Source organism: Pseudomonas sp. AS2.8 (genome assembly GCF_014190935.1).
In the GTDB taxonomy this organism is placed as follows: Bacteria; Pseudomonadota; Gammaproteobacteria; order Pseudomonadales; family Pseudomonadaceae; genus Chryseomonas.
The window spans coordinates 509,216-531,380 of record NZ_JACHVV010000003.1 but is presented as its reverse complement, the minus strand read 5'-3'; the positions used below and the strand labels follow the sequence as shown (position 1 = coordinate 531,380).

The following is a 22,165-nucleotide window of genomic DNA, read 5'->3' as shown; positions in this document are numbered from 1 at the left end:
CAGGAGAGACGGCCATGGTCGTACGTCGCGCCGCTGCCAGCCTGTTGCTCATCGCCCTGCCGCTGGCCGGCCAGGCGGCCGAGCTGTATCGCTATCTGGACCGTAACGGCACCCTGGTCATCGATCGCCAGGGCGTGCCGCCGGAGTACGCCGGCAAGGGCTACGACGTGCTCAACGAGCAGGGCCGGGTGATCCGCAAGGTCGCACCAGCGCTGCCCGCCGCAGAACTCGATCGCCAGGCGCGCGAGCGCCAGCAGGCGGTCGTCGATGGCCAGTTGCGCAAGCTCTACAGCAATGTGGAGGACGTCGACCGTGCCAAGGCGCGCAAGCTGACGGAGCTCGATGGCCTGATGCAGATCAAGAAGGCCAACCTTGAGGCCGCACGCCAGCTGCAAAGCCAGTTGATGGAGCAGGCGGCGGTGCAGCAGCGCAATGGCCAGGCGCTCCCGGCGGATCTGCAGGCACGACTGGACGCCGCAGCGGCCGATCAGGTGCGTCTGCAGGCCGATCTGCAGCGCTACGCCGAATTGCGCACCAGCACCAGCGCCGCCTTCGACACCGATCGCGCGCGCATGCAGCGGCTGGAAGGCGCTCCCGACGCGGAGCGCTGAGCCGGCAGGGCGCAGCACCCGGACCTGCGCCTGACACCTGGCATACGCCTGGCTGCCTATCACCCCCCTCAACTGCCAGTAGCCGACGTCCTGATGCAGGGCGATCGGCCTCCTGCACCCAAGAGTCTTGGCACGCACCGTGCAAGCCCGATTTCAATGCATTGTTGAACAATCGGATAGCCAAGACTCATGAGCGGCAAGGAAACGGCGGCATTGTCCCTGGGGGCTCAGCTGCTTCTGGAAATGCGCGAAGACATCATCGGCGGCCACCTCCTACCCGGTACGGCGCTGGTCGAGGCTGAACTGGTCAAGGCCTACAACGCCTCGCGCAACACCATCCGCGAGGCGCTGCACCAGCTGGATCGCGAGGGCCTGGCCACCTATGTGCGACACAAGGGGGTCATGGTGCGGCGCCTGGGCCTGGCCGAGGTGCGCGACCTCTTCAAGGTGCGTCGTACCCTGGAACTGCAGGCCATCCTCACCAGCCGCCCGCTGCGCGAATACCAGTCCGACCGGATGCTGGATGCCCTGGAGGCGGCTGAACTGGCGCAGTCGCGCGAGGACTGGCGCGCCCTCGGCACCCACAGCCTGCATTTCCATCAGCACATAGTCGGCCTGCTACGCAGTCCGCTGTTCGATGAATTCTTCGCCACCGTTGCCGCCCAAATGCGCCTGCTGTTTTCCCTCGCGCCCGACGAGGAACACTTCCAGCGGCCCTGGATAACCCGCGACCGCCAGATCCACGACCTGCTCGCCGCCGGGCACCGCCAGGCGGCGGGCGAGGCCATGGCCAGCTATCTCGACGATTCCGAAAATCGGCTACTGGATCTGCTCAGCGCAGCCAGGCCGCTCTGACCGAGGAGACCTCCCATGTACAAGGATTACCCCGCTGCCTACCAGTCCACCCAGGGCTCCGCCCTGCAGGTCGATCAGGCCTTTTACGATCGGCTGCGTGAACGCAAGGACGGGCGCACCCTGATCGAGCAATTCGAGATTCCGATCCGTACCGGTCGCGCCTGGAAGGTCCCCGCTGGCCATCTGTTCCGCGTCACCACTCCGCACGGGCCTCAGGTCGGAGATTTCAACGTGTGGAACGCCGAGGATCCGCGCGAACGGATGTGGGCCGCGCGTACCCGGCAACTGCAGGGCGCCCACGTCAGTACCTACGACCGCCTCTGGTCCAACCTGCCCTTCCTGCGTCCGCTGCTGACCATCACCGACGACAGCCTGGCCGGCTATGGCATCGACGAACACGGTGGCCGCCTGCACGATCTGCTCGGCACCCGTTGCGATCCCTACGTCAACAAGATGCTCACCGGCGAGGACTTCCACCACCACTGCCATTCGAATCTGACCCGCGCAGTGCTGCCCCACGGCCTCACCGAGTTCGATGTCCACGATGTGCTGAACATCTTCCAGTGCACCGGCCTCAACCATGACGACCTGTACTTCATGAAGGCCTGCCCGGCCAAGCCCGGCGACTACCTGGAATTCTTCGCCGAGATCGACGTGCTCTGCGCCCTGTCCACCTGCCCGGGCGGCGACCTGTCCCTGGCGATGTGGGGCCCGGACGCTGAGGACCCGCTCAAGGTCTGTCGTCCGCTGGGAGTGGAGATCTACCGGGTCGAGGAGGCGCTGCTGCAGGGCTGGGAGTCGCCCAAGCGGGCGACCTACAACGGCCAGCACGGCCTGACGTTGCCTAAGGCCAGCTGGGAGCAGTAAGCCCGGGCCAGCAATGAAAACGGCGCCCTGGGGCGCCGTTTTGGGTCCGACCGAAAGCGCTCAGCGCTTGCGGTTGGAGATCAGCGTACCGACGCCGACGTCGGTGAAGATTTCCAGCAGCACCGCGTTGGGCACCCGGCCGTCGATGATGTGGGCGCTCTGCACGCCGCCCTGCACTGCTTCCAGCGCGCAGCGGATCTTCGGCAGCATGCCGCCGTAGATGGTGCCGTCGGCGATCAGCGAATTCACCTGCTCGGTGGACAGCCCAGTGAGCACCTGGCCCTGCTTGTCCATCAGACCGGCGATGTTGGTCAGCAGCATCAGCTTCTCGGCCTTGAGCGCCTCGGCCACCTTGCCCGCCACCAGGTCGGCGTTGATGTTGTAGGACTCGCCGTCCGGACCCACGCCGATGGGCGCGATGACCGGGATGAAGTCGCCACGCACCAGCATGTTGATCAGGTCGATGTTAACCCCGGTAACCTCGCCCACATGGCCGATGTCGATGATCTCCGGCTTGGTCATCTCTGGCGTCTGCCGGCTGACCTTGAGCTTGGTGGCGCGGATCAGGCCCGCGTCCTTGCCGGTCAGGCCGATGGCCTTGCCGCCATGGCGGTTGATCAGGTTGACGATGTCCTTGTTGACCTGGCCACCCAGGACCATCTCCACCACGTCCATGGTCTGGGCGTCGGTGACGCGCATGCCGTCGATGAAGTGGCTCTCGATGGACAACCGCTTGAGCAGGTCGCCAATCTGCGGACCGCCGCCGTGCACCACCACCGGGTTGATGCCCACCGCCTTCATCAGCACGATGTCACGGGCGAAGCCGGCCTTGAGCTCGTCGCTCTCCATGGCGTTGCCGCCGTACTTGATCACCAGCGTCTTGCCGACGAACCGGCGGATATAGGGCAGCGCCTCGGACAGCACCTCGGCGACGTGCGAGGCATCCTCGCGGCTCAGGGTCATGGCTCACCTCTCAAGGTCGACTAAGAAAAGACAGAGGGCGCCTAGGCGCCCTCTGTGCTACCGCTGACCCGAGGTCAGAACGGCAGATTCAGATCCGGCTCCACCGCCAGCAGTTGCTTGCGGAACACCGTCTTGATGCGCTCCAGCTCCTCGAGGGTTTCTGCCTCGAAGCGCAGCACCAGCACCGGCGTGGTGTTGGACGCACGCACCAGACCCCAACCGTTCTGGTAATCGACGCGAACGCCGTCCAGGGTGGTGATCTGGGCATCGCCCCACTGGGCGTCGCGCTGCAGGGTCTCGATGATGCCGAACTTGCTCTCTTCGGTCACCTGGATATTGATCTCCGGAGTGGAGATGTCTACCGGGAAGGTATCGAATACCTGCTGGGCGCTGTTCTTCTCCTGGCTGAGGATCTCCAGCAGACGCACGGCGCTGTAGATGCCATCGTCGAAACCGAACCAGCGTTCCTTGAAGAACACGTGGCCGCTCATCTCGCCGGCCAGCAGGGCGCCGGTTTCCTTCATCTTCTTCTTGATCAGCGAATGGCCGGTCTTCCACATGATGGGACGACCGCCGTAGCCGGCGATGAGGTTGTTCAGGCGGCGGGTGCACTTGACGTCAAAGATGATGTCGGCGCCCGGGTTGCGGGAGACCACGTCCTTGGCGAACAGCATCAGCAGCTGGTCGGGATAGATGATCTTGCCTTCGTTGGTCACCACGCCGACGCGGTCGCCGTCGCCGTCAAAGGCCAGGCCCAGGTCGGCACCGGTTTCCTTTACCTTGGCGATCAGGTCTTCCAGGTTCTCGGGCTTGCCCGGATCCGGATGGTGGTTGGGGAAGTTGCCGTCCACCTCGCAGAACAGCGGGATGACCTCGCAGCCCAGGGATTCGATCAGCTGGGGCGCATTGACCGCGGCGACACCGTTGCCGGCGTCCACCACCACCTTGAGCTTCTTGGCCAGCACCACGTCGTTGCGGATGTAGTCGGCGTAGCTCTTGAGCACGTCGACCTGCTTGATCTGGCCCTGGCCGCTGGCCACGTCGCCGGTCTCGATGCGCTCGCGCAGACGCTGGATGGATTCGTTGGCCAGGGTCTCGCCGGCGATGACGATCTTGAAGCCGTTGTAGTCTGGCGGGTTGTGGCTGCCGGTCAGCATGACGCCGGACTTGCCTTCGAGCACGTTGGCTGCGTAGTAGAGCACCGGGGTCGGCACCATGCCGACATCGCTGACATTGGCGCCGCTGTCGGCCACGCCCTTGATCAGTTGGGCGACCAGCTCGGGGCCGGACAGGCGGCCATCACGGCCGACGGCCACGTTGGGCTCGCCACGTGCCAGGCTCTCCGAGCCGATGGCGCGCCCGATCCAGTAGGCGGCTTCGGCGGTCAGGGAGTCACCCACCACGCCACGGATGTCGTAGGCGCGGAAGATGCTGGCGTTGAGTTGGGGGGCTTGCGGGGTAGTGCTCATCGGGGGTTTCTCCAATCCCAGGAGATCCTGGTCTTCGTCGAGGATACTGATATCGAGGATGTCGGTGGTCTGGAACAGCGGCTCGCTCTGTTGGGTGCGGCCTCTGTCGGCAAACTCCGCCAGGGTCTTGGCCACCGCATCGTTGGGAGCGGTGGCGTACAGGTCCGGCGACGACCCGGCCGATCGGCTGGCCAATCGGGCCGTCGACTTGGCCACGGGTTCCATTACCGCCAGGCGCAAAGTCGGGCTTTTGGCTATCTGATTGGATTCAAGTTCCTCGGCATAGGCCGTCAGACTGCGGACGTCGTCACGGAGCCGACGTGACAGCTCCCGGGAAAACAGCCAAAAGCCTGTCAGCACGCCAAACAGCGCCAGCAGCAGCGCCACCAGCGGAAGGCCCAGGGGCGTATCGGCACCGGCCTCGGCGGCGGGTGCCAGCTCCAGCGTCCACAGCGGGCTGCCGGTGGCAAGCCGGCGGGTCAGCGCCGGATCGCCCGAGGTGCCGCCACTGGCCAGCACCTGCACGCTGCCGCCGGGGAATTGCTGCAGCAGGCGCCACTGGCCGACGTTCGCCGGTGGCGTGGCCCAGCCCTGCAGTACGGCGGGCAGTTCTTCCACCAGTACGGCGCTGCCGAGCAGTTGATCGCCGCGGCGGATGGGCTGAGCGCTGTAGACCAGCCAGCGATCGCCCAGCCGATAGGCTTCCGGCGGCGTCCGCTGACCGCTTTCCAGGCGCTTGAGCAGATCGAGGGCGGCATAGTTGAGGGGACCGGGGCGACCGTCTTCGATCTGGCGCATGCCGGCCGGCACCACCAGCACATCGACCACGCCGAGGCGCTCGCGCAGCTGGCTTTCGGCCGCCTTGCGCGCCGCCGGATCGTCGCCCTGCAAGGCCTGTAGCACCAGGGCATCCCCGGCGGCACCCTGCAGCCGACGGGTCAGGCCGACCAGCAGCTGATTGAGGGAGGCGGCCTGGGCCTGCAGTGCCTGATCCGCCTGCTGCTCCTGGTTGCGCGCGCCCTGCGGCTGCAACACCAGAAACCACAGTAGTAGCGCGGCCAGCAGCAGGCCCGCGAGCGCCAGCAGCAGCCCCGCGCCCATGCCGGGCAAAACCGCGACCCGGGGGGCCGCCTTGCGCACATCCTTGCCGTTCTTGCCCCTAGCCATGCCGTTCTTCTCCTTTATGTCACGGCGCGTCTTGCGTGTCTGGCGTCAGCGGGTACCGGAATGCCCGAAGCCGCCAGCGCCCCGCTCGGTCTCGGTAAAGCTGTCGACGATATCGAAGTGCGCCTGGACCACAGGTACGAGCATCAGCTGGGCGATACGTTCGCCCACGCTCACGGTGAAGGTGGTCTGGCCACGATTCCAGCAGGAGACCATCAGCTCGCCCTGGTAGTCCGAGTCGATCAGGCCGACCAGATTGCCCAGCACGATGCCGTGCTTATGGCCCAGGCCCGAGCGCGGCAGGATCAGCGCCGCCAGCGACGGATCGGCCACATGGATGGCGAGCCCAGTGGGAATCAGCACGGTCTGCCCCGGCTCCAGCAACAGATCCTCCTGCAGCATGGCGCGCAGGTCGAGGCCGGCCGAACCGGGAGTGGCATAGGACGGCAGCGGGAAATCGCGCCCCAGGCGCGGGTCGAGGATCTTGGCTTGAAGGCTATGCATGGGTCTGGGCAGTGTCTTTCAGGTGGGTGGAAATCAGGGCGATGAGTTGCCGGGCGATCTTGCCCTTGCTGGTCTGCTCGAAGCGGATCTCGTGCAGGCCACGGTCGATCACGGTGACCGCGTTGTCTTCGCTGTTGAAACCGATGGCCGGATTGGCCACGTCGTTGGCGACGATGAGGTCGAGATTCTTGTCGCGCAGCTTGCGCTGGGCGTACTCCAGCAGGTTCTGGGTTTCCGCGGCAAAGCCGACGCTGAAGGGCCGATCCGGGCGCCCTGCCAGGGTAGCGAGGATGTCCGGGTTGCGCACCAGCTCCAGCAGGAGACCGTCACCGCGGGTGGGGTCCTTCTTCAGCTTGTGCGGCGCGATGACCTCGGGGCGATAGTCCGCCACCGCCGCCGAGGCGATGAGCACGTCGCAGGGCATCAGCGCCTCGCAGGCGGCCAGCATGTCGCGGGCGCTGATCACGTCGATGCGCTCGACGCGATCGGGGGTCGGCAGGTGCACCGGGCCGCTCACCAGGCTGACGCGCGCGCCCGCCTCCGCCGCCGCTTCCGCCAGGGCAAAGCCCATACGGCCGGAGCTGTGGTTGGTGATGTAGCGCACCGGGTCGATGTTTTCCTGGGTCGGGCCGGCGGTGATGACCACGTGGCGACCGGTCAGGTCGAGTCGCTGGAAGCAGTCGGCGGCGAGTTGGGCGAGGTCGGTGGCTTCCAGCATCCGGCCGGGGCCGACGTCGCCACAGGCCTGGCTGCCGCTGGCCGGACCGAACAGCTTGATACCACGGCTGCGCAGGAGCTCGGCATTAGCCAGGGTAGCCGGATCGCGCCACATGGCCTGGTTCATAGCCGGCGCCAGGGCTACCTGAGCATCGGTGGCCAGCACCAAGGTGGTGAGCAAATCGTCCGCCACGCCCTGGGCTAGGCGCGCCATGACATCAGCAGTGGCCGGCGCGACCAACACCAGATCAGCCCAACGGGCCAGCTCGATATGTCCCATGGCCGCTTCGGCGGCCGGGTCCAGCAGATCCAGATGCACCGGCAGGCCAGACAGTGCCTGCAGCGTCAACGGCGTGATGAATTCGCGACCGCCGCGAGTCAGCACTACCCGCACCTCGGCGCCTTGATCCTTAAGTCGGCGCACCAGTTCGGCGCTCTTGTAAGCGGCGATGCCACCTCCGACGCCCAGCACGATGCGTTTACGATGGAGCCGCTGCATATAGCCTTTGTTCCGTGTTCGAACCGTCTGGGACGGGCATTACGCGGCCAATCGAGGCCTGCGCGCACCCGCGAATGATCCGGTTAAGATAGCACAGCGCCTGCAGGACGCAGGCGCCTCGCCAGACAAGGAGCACCCATGAGCATCAAGGATTGGCCGGCCCAGGAACGGCCGCGGGAGAAACTGCTGGAACAGGGTTCCCAGGCCCTTACCGACGCTGAACTGCTGGCGATCTTCTTGCGTACCGACGTGGCCGGCAAAAGCGCCGTCGACCTCGCCCGCCAGCTGCTCGGGGAATTCGGCAGCCTCAGAGCCCTGCTGGAAGCCGATCTCGCCGCCTTCAGCGCCCACCTCGGCCTCGGCCCGGCCAAGTTCAGCTAGTTGCAGGCGGTCCTGGAAATGGGCCGCCGCCACCTGGCCGAAGGCCTCAAGCGCGACTCGGCCCTGGAAAGCCCTCAGCAGGTCCGCGACTATCTCAAGGCCCGCCTGCGCCACGAACCCCACGAGATCTTCGGCTGCCTGTTCCTCGACACCCGCCACCGGGTGCTGGCCTTCGAAGCCCTGTTCCACGGCACCATCGACGGCGCCAGCGTCTACCCCCGCCAGGTGGTCAAGCGCGCCCTCGCCCATAACGCCGCCGCCGTCATCCTCACCCACAACCACCCTTCCGGCATCGCCGAACCCAGCCAGGCCGACCGCCTGCTCACCACGAGACTTAAGGACGCCCTGGCGCTGATCGATGTGCGGGTGCTGGATCATTTCATCGTGGGGGATGGGGAGCCCTTGTCGATGGCGGAATATGGCTGGCTCTAGCTATTGAATCTAATGCTTTTAAAACTATTTAGAGAAATATTTTAAAAAATTTTATTTTGGGTAATTTTTTTGGAACAGTTACTAGTATCATCCTTGAAAATTATAAATTTTTCTGGGCCTAAATTTGTAGGCCCTAGCAAATGCTTTCTTACTTTGCTTAAGACCTGTCTGACATTAGGCGCATCTGGAGAATGTGAAAGCACTGCAGAGAGGTCCTCAAGAATCTCATCAGGAAGCCACAAAATAGCTTCGAAAGTCAGCAAATTTAGCTTTTTTCGGCTCTCAGGCCATGAAAACCACTCCGATAAAAGATCAGCAATCTTTGCGGCTCTATCTCTGATTTGAATTTCTCTTTTTAACTCTTCGATGGCCTTGACTTGATCTCTAATTATCTAATCCTTGATGCGCTCCAAATCCTTTGAATACTCGTGATCTATACTCGCCTCAAGCGATTTTCAATCTGGGTTTTTCCTAAAAACCCTATAAGAAAGGTACCTAGACCTACCCCAAACAAGGAGCATACAAAAGACCAGAACCCTTTTATTTCGGCATCCAAGATGGCATAAGAATCTTGTTATAACGTAAGCGTCCGGGTAAGTCACCGTAAGCTCCTGACATCATCCGGTTCTAGCGTCCCGCGTGAGATCCCTACCGGCCCGGCCACCATCTGTCAGGTATGCTTCCACCATTCCCTTCCGTAACTTTTTTTGACACCCCCAAAGCCTCCCAGTATCGTCCTTCCTCCCTCCTTTCCGGCTACCTCTGCCGTGAACCGCCCAGGCGTTAACTCGCGAAGCGGTCATACAAGTTGCCGACACTTTTACGGTCGCTATCTACTAGCGCGCCTCATTTCCGATATCAATTGTAAAGGATGATTCTATGATCATTCGTCAGGCTACTAACGCCGACCATCCGCAGCTGCTCAGCATTTGGCTGCGCTCCGTTCGCGCCACACATCACTTCCTGCAAGAATCCGATATCGAGGCATTGCTTCCTCAGCTCCGCGATATTTACCTACCCGCTGTTGAATTATGGGTTACGGTAGATGCCGAGAAATGCCCGCTAGGGTTCATCGGGCTCAATGAAAACCACGTAGAGATGCTCTTCATCGAACCAGATCTTCGAGGGAAAGGGATTGGCCGCGCACTGCTGGATCATGCCCGTAGTTTGCGCAGTCAGATGAGTGTTGATGTGAATGAACAGAACCCTGAAGCGGTAGGGTTCTATTTACATTACGGATTTGTTCAAACAGGTCGTTCTCCGCTGGATGGCGAGGGCCGCCCCTTCCCCTTGCTACACTTGAGCCTGCCCGGCTAGAACTGTAGTAGTGAATCGCTCGCCCTTAAAGCGGGAGTTCGGAAGGTGAATTCGCCGTACGCTTACGTTATAACCCTATACGAGTTTTTTTATTCTACTTTCTAACAACCCCGGAAACCTCGTATACCACGTCTGATTCAACGGCGACGGATGCGGCAGTGGATCGAGGGTCAGTGTCTTACGCGCGCCCTCCTCCGTTTCCAGGGTGACCTCGATGCTGCTTTCGAAGCGTTCTTCGCTCTTCCAGAAGGCTTCCAGGCGGGCGCGCTCTTCCTTGGATTGGCCGATGCCGAACCAGAGGAAGGCTTCACGGCCGAGGGTGATGAGTTGGGTGCCGTGCCAGTGCTCTATCAGCAGGCGGCGCATCAGGGGGTGGAAGGTCTTTTTCACCCGTTCCGACCAGGCTTTGTTGCCAAGCGGCTTGTAGGGCACGGTGTTGGCCCAGAAGAATTGCTGGCTCAGGCTGCGGGTGGCTTCGAAGTCGGCCGGGGGCTGGCCGTGCAGATGGGTATAGAGGACCTTGCGGGCGATCTGGCCGCCGCTGCCGATGAAGGGCTCGCTGTATTTCACCTCGTCCCGCCCCGGATCGCGACCAAAGAAGCCTAGCGGCGCATCGGGATCGCCCAGACCGATGATGGGGTCCAGCGGGTCCTTGGCGAACTGTTCATAGACCGGAAGATCGACACCCGGAAGATCGGCAGCGAGCTGGCGAAAGGCTTCGCGCTCTGCGGAAGACAGCGGCATGCAACAGGTCTCCATCGAGGAATTAATCCCTCTAGTAGAGCCCTGTCCTGCGGGTGACGTTCCGTAACGACTGGCGGAGCGGCAGCCCTGGGTCGATAGGGTAAACTGCCCGGCTCGAACGACCCTCAAGGTGAATCGCGTTGATCAATCTGCTACGCAACGGCCTCGGCCAGGTGATCGTCGGCCTGGATCTGGTGACCCGGCCCCGCAAGCTCAAGCGCACTGAGCAGGCTCAGGCTGCCATCGAGGCGGAGCTGGCGAATCTGTCGCTCTATCAGTTCCAGGCCTGCCCCTTTTGCGTGAAGACGCGCCGGGCGCTGCATCGGCTGAACCTGCCGATCCGCCTCAAGGACATCAAGAAGGACCCTCAGCTGCGCGCCGAGCTGGAACAGGGCGGTGGCCGGGTGAAGGTGCCCTGCCTGCGGATCGACGAAGGCAGCCAGAGCGTGTGGATGTACGAGTCGGACGACATCATCGCCTATCTGGAGCAGCGCTACGGTGAGCGGCAGTCGGCCTAGGGTTTGCGTGTGATCGTTGGTGGACAAGGCTGCGCCGTTGTCCACCCTACGCTGCCACCTCTGGCTGTTGGGCTTCGACGGTGGAGCTGTCTTAGCCCAACCTACGATCGTTAGAGATCGCTTTCTTCGACCTTGCGGACCTTGCTGGCGTCCAGGGTGTAGGACGCCTCGGCCAGGGCGTTGTCGACCGACTCGGTGTGCAGGGTGCCGATGACCCAGTAGGGCTCGTAGATGTCGGGGAGCGGTACGCCCTTGGGGTAGCGCACCAGCACGATCTGGTTGGGCGGGGGCGGCGGGACATGGATGCAGGCGCCCGGATAGGGCACCAGGAAGAATTCGCGGAAATTGCCCTTGGCGTCGGTCTCCAGCGGCACCGGGAAGCCCCCCAACCGCACGTTCTGCCCATTCAAAGCGGCCACGGTGCGGGTGGAGTGCATCACCTCGGGCAGGCCACTGTCCTTCTGCTTGAGTCCGCCAGGCGAGCCAAAACCACCCGGGGCCTCAGGGCTGTTGTGGCTGATCTCGGGCATGGTTTCCAGGGCGTGGCGATCTTCTGCGGTGAGCAGGTCGAGCCAGTTGGTTTCCGGCGGTTCGCCCTTGGCGGCGTGGGTCAGCAGCGGCAGGCTGGCGAGCAGCAGGGTGATGAGCAGTCTGGGCATGGTCGGCAGGTCGGAGGCAAAAGTCCGAGTGTGCGGCGCGCCAGGCCAGGGGTCCAGTCGCCAGGCCGCAAAGCAGAGCCTCGCCCATGAAAAAGCCCCTGGGTCGACGGGCGACACCAGGGGCGGAAACGCTGTGCTACTTGGCTTCGCCGAAGCGAAGCGGCGTCTTAGCGACGCTTGGTCACCATGCCGTAGATGAACAGCACGATGATGGCGCCGACCACGGCACCGATGAAGCCTGCGCCTTCGCCGGCACGGTAGATGCCCAGTGCCTGGCCCAGGTAGGTGGCGACCACGGAGCCAACGATGCCCAGAATGATGGTCATGATCCAGCCCATGCTGTCGTCGCCCGGCTTGAGAAAGCGGGCAACCAGGCCGACGATGAGACCGATGATGATGGTTGCGATGATGCCCATGTGAAGAATCCCCTGTTTAAGTGCTGGTAAGACAACGCCGGTCAGCAGGCGTCGTTGTACTCTCCGACCACCGGTGATCCTTCGAGGTTCAGGGGAAAACGGCTTCCGTGTGCGGAAGCCGTTTGGCATCAGTCCTGGATCAGGGCTTCCAGGGCGGCGATGCGGGTCTGCAGGGTGGCGGCATCGGCACTGCGCAGGGTGGCGTGACCGACCTTGCGCCCGGCCTTGAAGGCCTTGCCGTAGTGGTGCAGGTGGCAGTCTTCCAGGGCGGTGACGGCGGCCACCGGCGGCACCGAGCCGATGAAGTTGACCATGGCGCTCTCGCCGACTTTGGCAGTGGAGCCCAGCGGCAGGCCGGCCACGGCGCGCAGGTGGTTCTCGAACTGGCTGCATTCGGCGCCTTCGATGGTCCAGTGCCCGGAGTTGTGCACGCGCGGGGCGATCTCGTTGGCTTTGAGGCCACCCTCGACCTCGAAGAATTCGAAGGCCAGCACACCAACGTAGTCGAGCTGTTCCAGCACGCGGCGGGCATAGTCTTCGGCCAGCGCCTGCAGCGGGTGGTCGGAACTGGCCACCGACAGGCGCAGGATGCCGCTCTCGTGGGTGTTGTGCACCAGCGGGTAGCAGGCCACCTCGCCATCACGACCGCGCACGGTCACCAGGGAGACCTCGCCGGTGAAGGGCACGAAGCCTTCCAGCAGCAGGGGTACGCTACCCAGTTCGGCGAAGGCGTCGGTGACGTCTTCCGGCTGGCGCAGGACCTTCTGGCCCTTGCCGTCGTAGCCCAGGGTGCGGGTCTTGAGTACCGCCGGCAGGCCGATGCGGGCCACGGCGGCGTCCAGGTCGGCCTGGGAGAGGATGTCGGCGAAGGCCGGGGTGGGAATGCCCAGGTCGCGGAACATGGACTTCTCGAACAGGCGGTCACGGGCGATGCGCAGGGCTTCGGCGGATGGATAGACCGGCACGAATTGCGAAAGGAAGGCCACGGTCTCGGCCGGGACACTCTCGAATTCGAAGGTCACCAGATCGACCTCGTCGGCCAGCTGGCGCAGGTGATCCTGGTCGCCGTAGTCGGCGCGCAGATGTTCGCCCAGGGCAGCGGCGCAGGCATCCGGCGCCGGATCGAGAAAGGCGAAGTTCATGCCCAGCGGCGTGCCGGCCAGGGCGAGCATGCGGCCCAGTTGGCCGCCACCGATGACGCCGATCTTCATGCCTGCTCCCTCGGATCGGGATTGTCCAGCACGGTGCGGGTCTGCTCTTCGCGGAAGGCGTTCAGCCGCTCGTGGTACTCGGGGTACTTGCTGCCGAGGATGCTGGCGGACAGCAGCGCCGCGTTGATGGCGCCAGCCTTGCCGATGGCCAGGGTGGCGACCGGTACACCGGCCGGCATCTGCACGATGGACAGCAGGGAGTCGACGCCCGAGAGCATGGAGGACTGCACCGGCACGCCGAGCACCGGCAGATGGGTCTTGGCGGCGCACATGCCCGGTAGGTGGGCGGCGCCACCGGCACCGGCGATGATCACCTCGATACCGCGCCCGGCAGCCTCTTCGGCGTACTGGAACAGCAGGTCGGGGGTACGGTGGGCGGAGACCACCTTCACTTCGTGGGGAATGCCCAGCTTGTCCAGCATGTCGGCGGTGTGGCTCAGGGTGGACCAGTCGGACTTGGAGCCCATGATCACGCCTACGAGTGCGCTCATCGTCGTGCCTCTGAAATGAAGAAGCCACGCGGTGGACGTGGCTTGGGAAATGAGCGGGACAGTATAGACGAAAGCGTGGCGAAGCGTGCCCCTGCGCCGGGTATCGCCTGTCGGTTGCAGGACAGGCTGTAACGCCCATGGAATGGGTGGTGGTGTGGGGTGAGAAGTGCGGGCTAGAGGCCTGGGTGATTCGGAAGGGATCGCCTTGAAGAGCGCCCTCACCCCAGCCCTCTCCCGCAGGCGGGAGAGGGGCGGATCTGTGTGGCGTAAGCGCACGGGTGTCTATGGCGACTGCCGTAGTGACCTGACCTGCAGGGCTGTCTTATCGCGGCCAGGGTAATTCGGCGCTGTGACCGCTCTTATAAGCCGCCGTAGGTTGGGTTGAGCGCAGCGAAGCCCAACAGTGTCTCGGGACCCCAGGCAATGTTGGGCTTCGACGATAGCGCCGTCTCAACCCAACCTACGGTCCATCGCGGCCATGTCGGTTCGCCGCCATGACCGCCTTGCCTCAGATCCCTACATCCGGCAGCTGCGGGCGGGTTTCCAGGGCCTTGGCCATCAGGCGTTCGACGAAGGCGCGGTCCGCGTCGGGCAGAGCCAGGCGCGGCGGACGGGTCAGGGCGCTGCCGCGGCCGGCGAGTTCTTCGCAAAGCTTGATGCACTGCACCAGGTCCGGACGGGCGTCCAGGTGCAGCAGCGGCATGAACCATTCGTAGAGCGGCATGGCGTCGGCGAAGCGACCGGCCCTGGCCAGGCGGAAGATGGTTTCGCCTTCGGTGGGGAAGATGTTGGACATGCCCGAGACCCAGCCTTCGGCGCCCACGGCGATGCTTTCCAGCACTACGTCGTCGAGACCGGCGAAGAGCACGAAGCGGTCACCCACCTCGTTGCGCACGTCGATGAAGCGGCGGGTGTCACCGGAGGAATCCTTGAAGCAGACGATGTTGTCGACGTCGGCCAGGGAGATGAGGATGTCCGGGGTGACGTCGTTCTTGTAGATCGGCGGATTGTTGTAAACCATCAGTGGCAGGTCGAGGGCGCTGGCCACGCTGCGGAAGTGCGCGGCGGTCTCGTGCGGCTTGGCCGAGTAGACCAGGGCCGGCATAAGCATGATGCCGTCGGCGCCGGCGCGCCCTACCGCCTGGGCGGTACGAGTGGCATTGAGGCTGGTGAATTCGGCAACGCCGCAGATCACCGGCACGCGACCGCCGGCGGCGTCCTTGGCGACCTCCACCAGGGAGATCTTTTCTTCCAGGGTCAGGGAGGTGTTCTCGCCCACGGTGCCACACATCACCAGACCGGAGACGCCATCGCGCACTAGGTTGCTGATCACGCCATGGGTCTTCTCCAGGTTGACCGAGAAGTCATCGTTGAATTGGGTGGTGACGGCGGGAAAGACGCCGCTCCAGTTAACGCGGGGAGTGCTCATGCGGGGGTTTCCTCCAGACGGGAACGGGGCTTGAGAGAGTCGCGGTATTGCCGGGGCGACAGGCCGGTGAGACGGCGGAACTGACGGCTGAAGGCGCTGTGGTCGGTATAGCCGCAGGCCAGGGCCACTTCGGTGACGGGCAGATCGCGGGCCAGCAGACGCGAGGCGGCGTCGAGCCGGGCCTTGTGCAGCAACTGCTGGGGCGTGAGGCGCAGGATGCGCTTGCACTGGCGTTCGAGCTGGGAGACCGACAGGCCGACCCGCTGGCTCAGTTCGCCCACCGAGAGCGGCTGGGCATAGTGCTCGCGCAGATAGCGATCGACCTCGGCCACCTTGGCGTGGGCCGGATGATCGGCGGCGGGCGCTTGCAGATCGTGGGAGATGCCGGCCATGCCCATCAGTTGGCCCTGGGCGTCGTGCAGCGGCAGCTTGCGGGTCAGGCACCAGCCCGGGGTACGGCCGGCATAGAGGTGCAATTCCAGCTGGTCGTCCAGTGCCAGGCCTTCGCGCAGCACGCGGCGATCCTGTTCGGCGTAGGCGCCACCCAAAGGCGCCGGGAAGACTTCCTCGGCGGTCTTGCCGAGCAATTCGCTGACGTCCTCATAGCCGCAGCGCTGGGCCAGGGTCAGGTTGACCAGCACATAGCGCGCGTCCAAGTCCTTGACGAAGAACACCACGCCGGGGATGGCATCGAGCAGCGGCGCCACCAGACTCAGGCTGGCGAGCAGCGCGGGCAGGTCGGCGGGCCGGGCGCGGCTCAGGGCGTCCAGGTGGGTGGCGGCATTCATCTCTCGTCCTCGGTCAGGGCCAGCAGGCTGTCGATACGGGTGGGTTGCAGGGGAAAGCGCGGCGTCGGCGGCGTCCAGCCCAGCAAGACGCGGGTGGCCTGGCCGCAGATGCGGCCCTGGCAGGCGCCCATGCCACAGCGACTGCGCAGCTTGGCCTGGGTCCAGTCGGCATGGCCGACCAGGGCGCCGAGGGTGACGTCTTCGCAACGGCAAACCAGGGTATCCGGCTGGGCGAGACGGGCAATGGCCTGATTCAGGGCGAAGGTGTGCGCCAATTGGGCAGCGAAGCGGCGCCAGGCACGGGCCTCGGCTTGCACACTGGCAATGGCGTCGAGCTGGCTGCTGGCGACCAGACCGGCGATACGGCCGGTGGCCTGGGCCAGTTCGTTGCCGCCGATGCCAGTGCATTCGCCAGCGGCCAGGATGTGCGGCTGGCTGGTGCGCTGGTGGCTATCCACCGCCACGCCGCCGTCCAGGGTCGCGCAGCCCAGGCTCTGGGCCAGTTCGACATTGGGCACCAGGCCGTAGCCACAGGCCAGGCGGTCGCAGGCGACCTCCCAGCGACGCTCGCCCTGGCGCAGGCGCACGGCTTCGAGTCGGTCGCTGCCGAGCGCCGCCTCGACCCAAGTGCCGGGACTATAGCGAGGAGTGGCCAAGTTCAGCGCCTGGCGCAGTTTGTTCGGCCAACGCCAGAGCTGCAGGCCGAACTCGAGTACGGCGCGGCGCCCGGCCTGTTCGGCGACCAGGGCGACCCGGGCACCCGCCTGGCGCGCGGTGGCGGCGCTGGCCAGCAGCAGCGGACCGGTGCCGGCGACGACGATACGTTCAGCGGCCACTTCCACGCCACCCTTGATCAGCGCCTGCAGGCCGCCCGCACCGGTTACTCCAGGCAAGGTCCAGCCGGGGAACGGCAACAGCAGTTCGCGGGCGCCGGTGCAGAGGATCAGGGTCTCGAAGTCCAGGGTGCGGCTGCCGTGGGCGTCTTCCAGCAGCAGTTGGCGCGCCCCCAGGACCGCGGCGACGCGGGTCTGAGTGAGCAGGGTGACGTCTGCTGGCAATTGACCGACTTCGGCGGCGACCTGGCCCGCCCGGGCGCGCCAGATCTGGCCGCCGGGCAAGGGATTGTCGTCCAGCAGCACCAGGTTCAGGCCCCGACCACTGGCCGCGCGGGCGGCGGCGAGACCGGCCGGGCCGGCGCCGATGATGAGCAGATCGCAGCGCGTGGCGTTCATGACAGGCGCTCCACCTGCATGCCGTCCTGGCACGGCGTCTGGCAGGCCAGGCGGCGCACGCCGTCGACCTGTACCCGGCATTCCTGGCAGATGCCCATGCCGCAGAAAGGTGCCCGGGCTTCACCACCTACCGAACGGCGCGCGGCGGGATTGCCGCTCTTGGCCAGCGCGGCGGTGAGCAGGCTGCCGGGACGGATCTCCAGACGCTCGCCATCGATGAACAGGGTCAGCATGCCTGACTCCTCGGGACGGTCGCGAAGCGCGAGGGCGCGAAGGGTTCCACGTGGAACGTCGAAGACTCGGCGAACAGTCCGTTGGCGATGGCTTCGGCGGTGGCCGGGGCGGTGGTGACGCCCAGGCCTTCGTGACCGACCGCCAACCACAGACCGGGCTGGTCGGGGTGAGCGCCGATCAGCGGTAGGCCATCGGGGCTGGCAGCGCGCTGGCCGGTCCAGCCACGGATCAGCGAGGTATGGGTCAGGCCCGGCAGGAAGTCCAGGGCGCGGCGCAGTAGCTGGCCAACCACTGCAGGCTCCATCGCCATGTCCGGACGCTCGAATTGGCGCGACGAGCCGATCAGCAGCTGGCCGGTGGGTCGCGGCTGGACGTTGAAGGCCACCGAGGCGCCGCTGCTGGCATGGGCGCTGGCGCCGTAGCCGATCTCCACCAACTGGTGCCGGACCTGCTCGGGATAGCGATCAGTGATCAGCAGATGGCCCTTCTTCGGCACCAGCGGCAGGTCGGGGCAGAGACTGGCGGCCTGCAGGCCGGCGGCGAGCACTACAGCGTCGGCGGTCAGCCAGCGCCCGTCGTCCAGGCGCACCTGCGAGCCTTCGATGGCCGTCGCCCGGGCACGCTGAAACTCGATCAGCGGCGAGCGCTGCAGCAGCCAGGCGGCCACCACGGGCGCATAGAGCAGACCGTCACCGGACACCTCGAGGCTGCCAGCCAGGGCCGTCAGCGCAGGTTCGGCAGCGGCGGTGGCGGCAGCGTTTAGGGGCTGGTTGGCGACACCCTGGGCGTCCAGACGCTGGCGCTTCGCCTCAATCAGATCCAGTTCGGCGGCGTCACGGGCCAGCCAGAGGGTGCCGCAGTTGCGGTAGTCGGCGGCGCTCGGCAGCTGGGGTACCAGCTCGCGCCAGAGCGCCAGGGAGCGCGCGCTCAGGGTCAATTCGGCGGGGTCATCGTCCATCACCACCAGGTGGCCCATACCGGCGGCTGAGGCGCCGGGCAGGCCGGCGTCGAGCACCCGCACGCGACAGCCGCGCGCGGCCAGGGCCGCGGCGCAACTGGCCCCGACGATGCCGGCGCCGACGACGAGGACCTCCGCCACGGACTTCACCCCGGGATACCCCAGGCGAAGGGATCGTCCGCGGCCAGCAGCAGGGTCGCTTCAGCCATGACGTGGGCGCGGCCACGGATCACCGGCAGGATGCGCCCCTCGTCGCCGGGCTGATAGTGCGCTTCGAAGCGACTGCCGATGACACTGGCCTGCTGCCAAACGGCGCCGGGGGCCAGGTCACCGTCGGCCGCGAGGCACGCCAGCTTGGCGCTGGTGCCGGTGCCGCAGGGCGAGCGGTCATAAGCACGCCCCGGGCAGAGTACATAGCTGCGACTGTCGGCGCCGTCCGGATCCTCGGCGAAGAGTTCGATATGGTCGATGTGGCCGCCCTGCTCACCGGTGATACCGGCGGCCTCCAGTGCGCCACGCAGGGCCAGGCTGAAGGTGAGCAGACCGTCGAGGTTGTCGGCGGCAATGCGCTGGCCGTGATCGGCACAGAGGAAAAACCAGTTGCCGCCCCAGGCGATGTCGCCGGTGACCGGGCCATGGCCGGGAATCTCCACCTGGACGGCATGGCGATGGCGATAGGCCGGGACGTTACGCACGCTGACGCTGCCGTCGTCATGCAGGGTGGCAGTGACGTCGCCGACCGGGGTCTCGATCAGGTGATCGCCAGGACCGATCCGACCGAGATGGGCCAGGGACACCACCAGGCCGATGGTGCCGTGACCGCACATGCCCAGGTAGCCGACCTCGTTAAAGAACACCACGCCAGCGCTGGCCGCGGGCGATACCGGCTCACAGAGCAACGCTCCCACCAGCACCTCGTTGCCACGCGGCTCATGCATGCAGGCCCGGCGAAAGGCGTCGTGTTCGCCAGCCAGACGGCTGCGGCGTTCGGCCATGCTGCCGTGGCCGAGATCGGGGAAACCGTCCAGCACCAGGCGGGTGGGTTCGCCGCCGGTGTGGGAGTCGATGACGCGGATGCGCTGCATGGCTGACCTCCGTGAGAGAGGTGCCAGTGTCGCGCAGATGACGGCAAAAGGCTTGCAGGACGTCGGCTAGTAAAATGCCGAAATCAGCACAGTTCAATAGCGTCGATCAGCCGCCGTGGCTCTGGCTTTCCAGATGCCGCCAGACCTGCTGTACCAGGCGCTTGCGCAACAGGGCACAGCGATAGAGGCGGATCTCCAGGCCGACCTGCCAGGCCGCATCGCCACAGATGGCCAGTTCGCCACGGGCCAGTTCGGCCGCCACCGACAGCTGCGGCACCCAGGCCACGCCCAGGCCCTGCAGGGCCATGGTCTTGAGGCTGTCGGCCATGGCGGTTTCGTAGAGGGTGACGGCGCGCAGCTTGCGCTGGCGCAAGAGCAGATTCACCGAACGGCCGAGGAAGGCGCCGGCGCTGTAGGCCAGTAGGGGGACGCTGCTCTGCCCGTCCAGCTGGAACATGGGTCGACCTTCGCCATCGGTGGCGCAGACCGGCAGCATGGCGGTCTGCGCCAGGTGCAGCGAGGGAAACAGCTCGGGGTCCATCTGCAGGGCCGCGTCGGGATCGTGGAAGGCCAGCATCAGGTCGCAGGCGCCGTCGCGCAGGGCGTGGATGGCATCGCCGACGTTGGTGGCCACCAGCCGGCTGGCCAGCGCCAGGCCCTGCCCGCGCAGGCCGGCGATCCATTGCGGAAAGAAGCCCAGGGCCAGGGAGTGGGCGGCGGCGAATTGCAGCACCTCGCCCTGCCCGCCTTCGAGGTGGTGCAGGTGCCGTACCGTCTCGCCCAGCTGCTCCACCACGCTGCGCGCCGTGACCAGGAACAGCTGACCGGCTTCGGTGAGGCTGACCGGGGTGTGGGATCTGTCCACCAGGGTCAGGCCGACGCTTTCCTCCAGCGCGCGGATGCGGCGGCTGAAGGCGGGCTGGGTGACGAAGCGTTTTTCGGCGGCCTGGGAAAAACTGTGGGTGGCCGCCAGGGCCACGAAGTCTTCCAGCCATTTGAATTCGATGTTCATGGCACCCATACGTCGTCTGATCTCGCAAGGTCACAACCAGAGTTATGCCGATCCGGCATGAGGCTTGGCGGATCGGCATTGGCCGGGATCGGCTGGCAGGCCTAGATTCTAGGGCATCGCGGCGCCCGCCGCTCGATCGAAGCCCAACGCTATCATGTCCGACTCTGCATCATCCGTCCGCCTCGAAAAAGATCTCCTCGGTACCCTCGACGTGCCTGCCGACGCCTACTACGGCATCCAGACCCTGCGCGCCGTGCAGAACTTCCGCCTCTCCGGCGTGCCCCTCGGTCACTACCCCAAGCTGGTGGTGGCCCTGGCCATGGTCAAGCAGGCGGCGGCCGACGCCAACCACCGGCTTGGCCACCTGCCCGCGGAAAAGCACCAGGCGATCAATGACGCCTGTTCGCGCATCATTCGCGGCGAATTCCACGACCAGTTCGTGGTGGACATGATCCAGGGCGGGGCCGGCACCTCGACCAACATGAACGCCAACGAGGTGATCGCCAACGTGGCGCTGGAGCTGCTCGGCCATGCCAAGGGCGAGTATCGCCACCTGCACCCGAACAACGACGTCAACATGGCGCAGTCGACCAACGACGCCTATCCCACCGCCATCCGCCTGGGCCTGCTGCTCGGCCATGACGCCCTGCTCGCCAGCCTGGACAGCCTGATCACCGCCTTCGCCGCCAAGGGCATGGAATTCGCCGAGGTGCTGAAGATGGGTCGCACCCAGCTGCAGGACGCGGTGCCCATGACCCTCGGCCAGGAATTCCATGCCTTCGCCACCACCCTGGGCGAAGACCTGGCGCGCCTCAAGAGCCTGGCGCCGGAGCTGCTCACCGAGGTCAACCTGGGCGGCACCGCCATCGGCACCGGCATCAACGCCGACCCCGGCTACCAGCTCCTGGCCGTGCAGCGCCTGGCGGAAATCAGCGGCCAGCCGCTGACCCCGGCGGCCGACCTGATCGAGGCCACCTCGGACATGGGCGCCTTCGTGCTGTTCTCCGGCATGCTCAAGCGCACCGCGGTGAAGCTGTCGAAGATCTGCAACGACCTGCGCCTGCTCTCCAGCGGTCCGCGCACCGGCATCAACGAGATCAACCTGCCTCCGCGCCAGCCGGGCAGCTCCATCATGCCGGGCAAGGTCAATCCGGTGATCCCCGAGGCGGTCAACCAGGTGGCCTTCGAGATCATCGGTAACGACCTGGCCCTGACCCTGGCGGCAGAGGGTGGCCAGCTGCAGCTCAACGTCATGGAGCCCTTGATCGCCTACAAGATCTTCGACTCCATCCGCCTGCTGCAGCGCGCCATGGACATGCTGCGCGAGCACTGCATCACCGGCATCACCGCCAACGTCGAGCACTGCCGCCGCCAGGTGGAGCACTCCATCGGCCTGGTCACCGCGCTCAACCCCTACCTCGGCTACGAGACCTCCACCCGCATCGCCAAGACGGCGCTGGAAACCGGTCGCGGCGTGCTGGAGCTGGTGCGCGAGGAGAACCTGCTGGACGAGGCGACCCTGGACGACATCCTGCGCCCGGAAAACATGATCGCCCCCCGGCTCGTACCGCTGAAAGCCAAGGTCTGAGTCCCGCACGCCAGACCTGAG

General features: G+C 65.4%; 22 protein-coding genes and 1 pseudogene. 7 read left to right on the top strand and 16 right to left on the bottom strand.

Going from position 1 to position 22,165, the window contains the following annotated elements:
* The first annotated feature begins 14 nt into the window (after window positions 1–14).
* The 3 genes from FHR73_RS14890 to FHR73_RS14880 all read left to right on the top strand — a co-directional run bounded on the left by FHR73_RS14890 (window position 15) and on the right by FHR73_RS14880 (window position 2,333).
* Window positions 15–611, top strand: a complete 597-nt coding sequence (locus FHR73_RS14890; RefSeq protein WP_183632293.1) for a DUF4124 domain-containing protein — start codon at window positions 15–17, stop codon at window positions 609–611.
* 189 nt (window positions 612–800) lie between these two features.
* Window positions 801–1,466: a GntR family transcriptional regulator gene (locus FHR73_RS14885; RefSeq protein WP_183632292.1), complete on the top strand. Its 666-nt coding sequence runs from the start codon at window positions 801–803 to the stop codon at window positions 1,464–1,466.
* 15 nt (window positions 1,467–1,481) lie between these two features.
* Window positions 1,482–2,333: a DUF1989 domain-containing protein gene (locus FHR73_RS14880; protein ID WP_183632291.1), complete on the top strand. Its 852-nt coding sequence runs from the start codon at window positions 1,482–1,484 to the stop codon at window positions 2,331–2,333.
* 60 nt (window positions 2,334–2,393) lie between these two features.
* Here the strand turns inward: FHR73_RS14880 and argB are convergent, their stop codons facing one another.
* From argB to coaBC, 4 genes are all read right to left on the bottom strand, one after another.
* On the bottom strand, window positions 2,394–3,296 hold the full coding sequence (gene argB / locus FHR73_RS14875; RefSeq protein ID WP_017639223.1) for an acetylglutamate kinase: 903 nt from the start codon (window positions 3,294–3,296) through the stop codon (window positions 2,394–2,396).
* Between the two features lie 74 nt (window positions 3,297–3,370).
* Window positions 3,371–4,765, bottom strand: coding sequence for a phosphomannomutase/phosphoglucomutase (gene algC / locus FHR73_RS22445; RefSeq protein WP_218568701.1), 1,395 nt, complete (start codon window positions 4,763–4,765; stop codon window positions 3,371–3,373).
* A gap of 1,212 nt (window positions 4,766–5,977) precedes the next feature.
* A complete protein-coding gene (gene dut, locus FHR73_RS14865; protein ID WP_158890681.1) occupies window positions 5,978–6,433 on the bottom strand; it encodes a dUTP diphosphatase in 456 nt (151 codons plus the stop codon).
* Complete coding sequence (gene coaBC / locus FHR73_RS14860; protein ID WP_183632289.1) at window positions 6,426–7,649, bottom strand: bifunctional phosphopantothenoylcysteine decarboxylase/phosphopantothenate--cysteine ligase CoaBC; 1,224 nt, start codon at window positions 7,647–7,649, stop codon at window positions 6,426–6,428. Before coaBC ends, dut begins: the two co-directional genes overlap by 8 nt.
* 138 nt (window positions 7,650–7,787) lie before the next feature.
* Here coaBC and radC point away from each other — a divergent pair.
* Together radC and FHR73_RS14850 are read left to right on the top strand one after the other, a co-directional pair.
* Window positions 7,788–8,462 (top strand): annotated as a pseudogene (radC, locus tag FHR73_RS14855) (RadC family protein).
* 879 nt (window positions 8,463–9,341) lie between these two features.
* The gene (locus FHR73_RS14850; protein WP_183632286.1) at window positions 9,342–9,779 is read left to right on the top strand and encodes an acetyltransferase; all 438 of its coding nucleotides are present in this window, start codon (window positions 9,342–9,344) and stop codon (window positions 9,777–9,779) included.
* Window positions 9,780–9,854: 75 nt separating this feature from the next.
* Here FHR73_RS14850 and FHR73_RS14845 read toward each other — a convergent pair whose 3' ends face one another.
* Window positions 9,855–10,523: a uracil-DNA glycosylase family protein gene (locus FHR73_RS14845; RefSeq protein ID WP_183632284.1), complete on the bottom strand. Its 669-nt coding sequence runs from the start codon at window positions 10,521–10,523 to the stop codon at window positions 9,855–9,857.
* A gap of 140 nt (window positions 10,524–10,663) precedes the next feature.
* Here FHR73_RS14845 and FHR73_RS14840 point away from each other — a divergent pair, with 140 nt between their 5' ends.
* Window positions 10,664–11,041 (top strand): glutathione S-transferase N-terminal domain-containing protein, encoded by a 378-nt coding sequence (locus FHR73_RS14840; protein ID WP_058790760.1) that lies wholly within the window; start codon window positions 10,664–10,666, stop codon window positions 11,039–11,041.
* A gap of 110 nt (window positions 11,042–11,151) precedes the next feature.
* Here the strand turns inward: FHR73_RS14840 and FHR73_RS14835 are convergent, their stop codons facing one another.
* The 11 genes from FHR73_RS14835 to FHR73_RS14785 all read right to left on the bottom strand — a co-directional run bounded on the left by FHR73_RS14835 (window position 11,152) and on the right by FHR73_RS14785 (window position 20,556).
* A complete protein-coding gene (locus FHR73_RS14835) occupies window positions 11,152–11,700 on the bottom strand; it encodes a DUF3299 domain-containing protein (RefSeq protein WP_183632282.1) in 549 nt (182 codons plus the stop codon).
* 167 nt (window positions 11,701–11,867) lie between these two features.
* Window positions 11,868–12,116, bottom strand: a complete 249-nt coding sequence (locus FHR73_RS14830; protein WP_007160058.1) for a GlsB/YeaQ/YmgE family stress response membrane protein — start codon at window positions 12,114–12,116, stop codon at window positions 11,868–11,870.
* Between the two features lie 128 nt (window positions 12,117–12,244).
* Window positions 12,245–13,327, bottom strand: a complete 1,083-nt coding sequence (locus tag FHR73_RS14825; RefSeq protein WP_183632280.1) for a 5-(carboxyamino)imidazole ribonucleotide synthase — start codon at window positions 13,325–13,327, stop codon at window positions 12,245–12,247.
* Entirely contained in the window at window positions 13,324–13,818 is a 495-nt protein-coding gene (gene purE, locus FHR73_RS14820) for a 5-(carboxyamino)imidazole ribonucleotide mutase (protein ID WP_183632278.1), read from the bottom strand. Before purE ends, FHR73_RS14825 begins: the two co-directional genes overlap by 4 nt.
* A gap of 508 nt (window positions 13,819–14,326) precedes the next feature.
* On the bottom strand, window positions 14,327–15,247 hold the full coding sequence (locus FHR73_RS14815; protein ID WP_183632276.1) for a dihydrodipicolinate synthase family protein: 921 nt from the start codon (window positions 15,245–15,247) through the stop codon (window positions 14,327–14,329).
* Window positions 15,244–16,035: an AraC family transcriptional regulator gene (locus tag FHR73_RS14810; protein WP_183632274.1), complete on the bottom strand. Its 792-nt coding sequence runs from the start codon at window positions 16,033–16,035 to the stop codon at window positions 15,244–15,246. Before FHR73_RS14810 ends, FHR73_RS14815 begins: the two co-directional genes overlap by 4 nt.
* The gene (locus tag FHR73_RS14805) at window positions 16,032–17,267 is read right to left on the bottom strand and encodes an FAD/NAD(P)-binding oxidoreductase (RefSeq protein WP_183632272.1); all 1,236 of its coding nucleotides are present in this window, start codon (window positions 17,265–17,267) and stop codon (window positions 16,032–16,034) included. The genes FHR73_RS14810 and FHR73_RS14805 overlap by 4 nt, the downstream gene beginning before the upstream one ends.
* The gene (locus FHR73_RS14800) at window positions 17,264–17,500 is read right to left on the bottom strand and encodes a (2Fe-2S)-binding protein (protein ID WP_027600458.1); all 237 of its coding nucleotides are present in this window, start codon (window positions 17,498–17,500) and stop codon (window positions 17,264–17,266) included. The genes FHR73_RS14805 and FHR73_RS14800 overlap by 4 nt, the downstream gene beginning before the upstream one ends.
* Window positions 17,494–18,609, bottom strand: coding sequence for an FAD-binding oxidoreductase (locus FHR73_RS14795; protein WP_183632270.1), 1,116 nt, complete (start codon window positions 18,607–18,609; stop codon window positions 17,494–17,496). Before FHR73_RS14795 ends, FHR73_RS14800 begins: the two co-directional genes overlap by 7 nt.
* Window positions 18,606–19,544: a 4-hydroxyproline epimerase gene (locus tag FHR73_RS14790; RefSeq protein ID WP_183632268.1), complete on the bottom strand. Its 939-nt coding sequence runs from the start codon at window positions 19,542–19,544 to the stop codon at window positions 18,606–18,608. The genes FHR73_RS14795 and FHR73_RS14790 overlap by 4 nt, the downstream gene beginning before the upstream one ends.
* A gap of 106 nt (window positions 19,545–19,650) precedes the next feature.
* Window positions 19,651–20,556, bottom strand: a complete 906-nt coding sequence (locus FHR73_RS14785) for a LysR substrate-binding domain-containing protein (RefSeq protein ID WP_183632266.1) — start codon at window positions 20,554–20,556, stop codon at window positions 19,651–19,653.
* Window positions 20,557–20,710: 154 nt separating this feature from the next.
* Here FHR73_RS14785 and FHR73_RS14780 point away from each other — a divergent pair, with 154 nt between their 5' ends.
* A complete protein-coding gene (locus tag FHR73_RS14780) occupies window positions 20,711–22,144 on the top strand; it encodes an aspartate ammonia-lyase (protein WP_183632264.1) in 1,434 nt (477 codons plus the stop codon).
* Window positions 22,145–22,165: the final 21 nt, after the last annotated feature.

Bases quoted from the DNA above. Each gene is read 5' to 3' on its own strand.
- FHR73_RS14890 (WP_183632293.1), top strand. From the start codon at position 15: ATGGTCGTACGTCGCGCCGCTGCCAGCCTGTTGCTCATCGCCCTGCCG.
- FHR73_RS14805 (WP_183632272.1), bottom strand. From the start codon at position 17,267: ATGAACGCCACGCGCTGCGATCTGCTCATCATCGGCGCCGGCCCGGCC.
- FHR73_RS14885 (WP_183632292.1), top strand. From the start codon at position 801: ATGAGCGGCAAGGAAACGGCGGCATTGTCCCTGGGGGCTCAGCTGCTT.
- purE (WP_183632278.1), bottom strand. From the start codon at position 13,818: ATGAGCGCACTCGTAGGCGTGATCATGGGCTCCAAGTCCGACTGGTCC.
- argB (WP_017639223.1), bottom strand. From the start codon at position 3,296: ATGACCCTGAGCCGCGAGGATGCCTCGCACGTCGCCGAGGTGCTGTCC.
- dut (WP_158890681.1), bottom strand. From the start codon at position 6,433: ATGCATAGCCTTCAAGCCAAGATCCTCGACCCGCGCCTGGGGCGCGAT.
- FHR73_RS14845 (WP_183632284.1), bottom strand. From the start codon at position 10,523: ATGCCGCTGTCTTCCGCAGAGCGCGAAGCCTTTCGCCAGCTCGCTGCC.
- FHR73_RS14790 (WP_183632268.1), bottom strand. From the start codon at position 19,544: ATGCAGCGCATCCGCGTCATCGACTCCCACACCGGCGGCGAACCCACC.
- FHR73_RS14835 (WP_183632282.1), bottom strand. From the start codon at position 11,700: ATGCCCAGACTGCTCATCACCCTGCTGCTCGCCAGCCTGCCGCTGCTG.
- FHR73_RS14825 (WP_183632280.1), bottom strand. From the start codon at position 13,327: ATGAAGATCGGCGTCATCGGTGGCGGCCAACTGGGCCGCATGCTCGCC.
- FHR73_RS14810 (WP_183632274.1), bottom strand. From the start codon at position 16,035: ATGAATGCCGCCACCCACCTGGACGCCCTGAGCCGCGCCCGGCCCGCC.
- FHR73_RS14785 (WP_183632266.1), bottom strand. From the start codon at position 20,556: ATGAACATCGAATTCAAATGGCTGGAAGACTTCGTGGCCCTGGCGGCC.
- FHR73_RS14850 (WP_183632286.1), top strand. From the start codon at position 9,342: ATGATCATTCGTCAGGCTACTAACGCCGACCATCCGCAGCTGCTCAGC.
- coaBC (WP_183632289.1), bottom strand. From the start codon at position 7,649: ATGCAGCGGCTCCATCGTAAACGCATCGTGCTGGGCGTCGGAGGTGGC.
- FHR73_RS14880 (WP_183632291.1), top strand. From the start codon at position 1,482: ATGTACAAGGATTACCCCGCTGCCTACCAGTCCACCCAGGGCTCCGCC.
- FHR73_RS14815 (WP_183632276.1), bottom strand. From the start codon at position 15,247: ATGAGCACTCCCCGCGTTAACTGGAGCGGCGTCTTTCCCGCCGTCACC.
- FHR73_RS14800 (WP_027600458.1), bottom strand. From the start codon at position 17,500: ATGCTGACCCTGTTCATCGATGGCGAGCGTCTGGAGATCCGTCCCGGC.
- algC (WP_218568701.1), bottom strand. From the start codon at position 4,765: ATGAGCACTACCCCGCAAGCCCCCCAACTCAACGCCAGCATCTTCCGC.
- FHR73_RS14830 (WP_007160058.1), bottom strand. From the start codon at position 12,116: ATGGGCATCATCGCAACCATCATCATCGGTCTCATCGTCGGCCTGGTT.
- FHR73_RS14780 (WP_183632264.1), top strand. From the start codon at position 20,711: ATGTCCGACTCTGCATCATCCGTCCGCCTCGAAAAAGATCTCCTCGGT.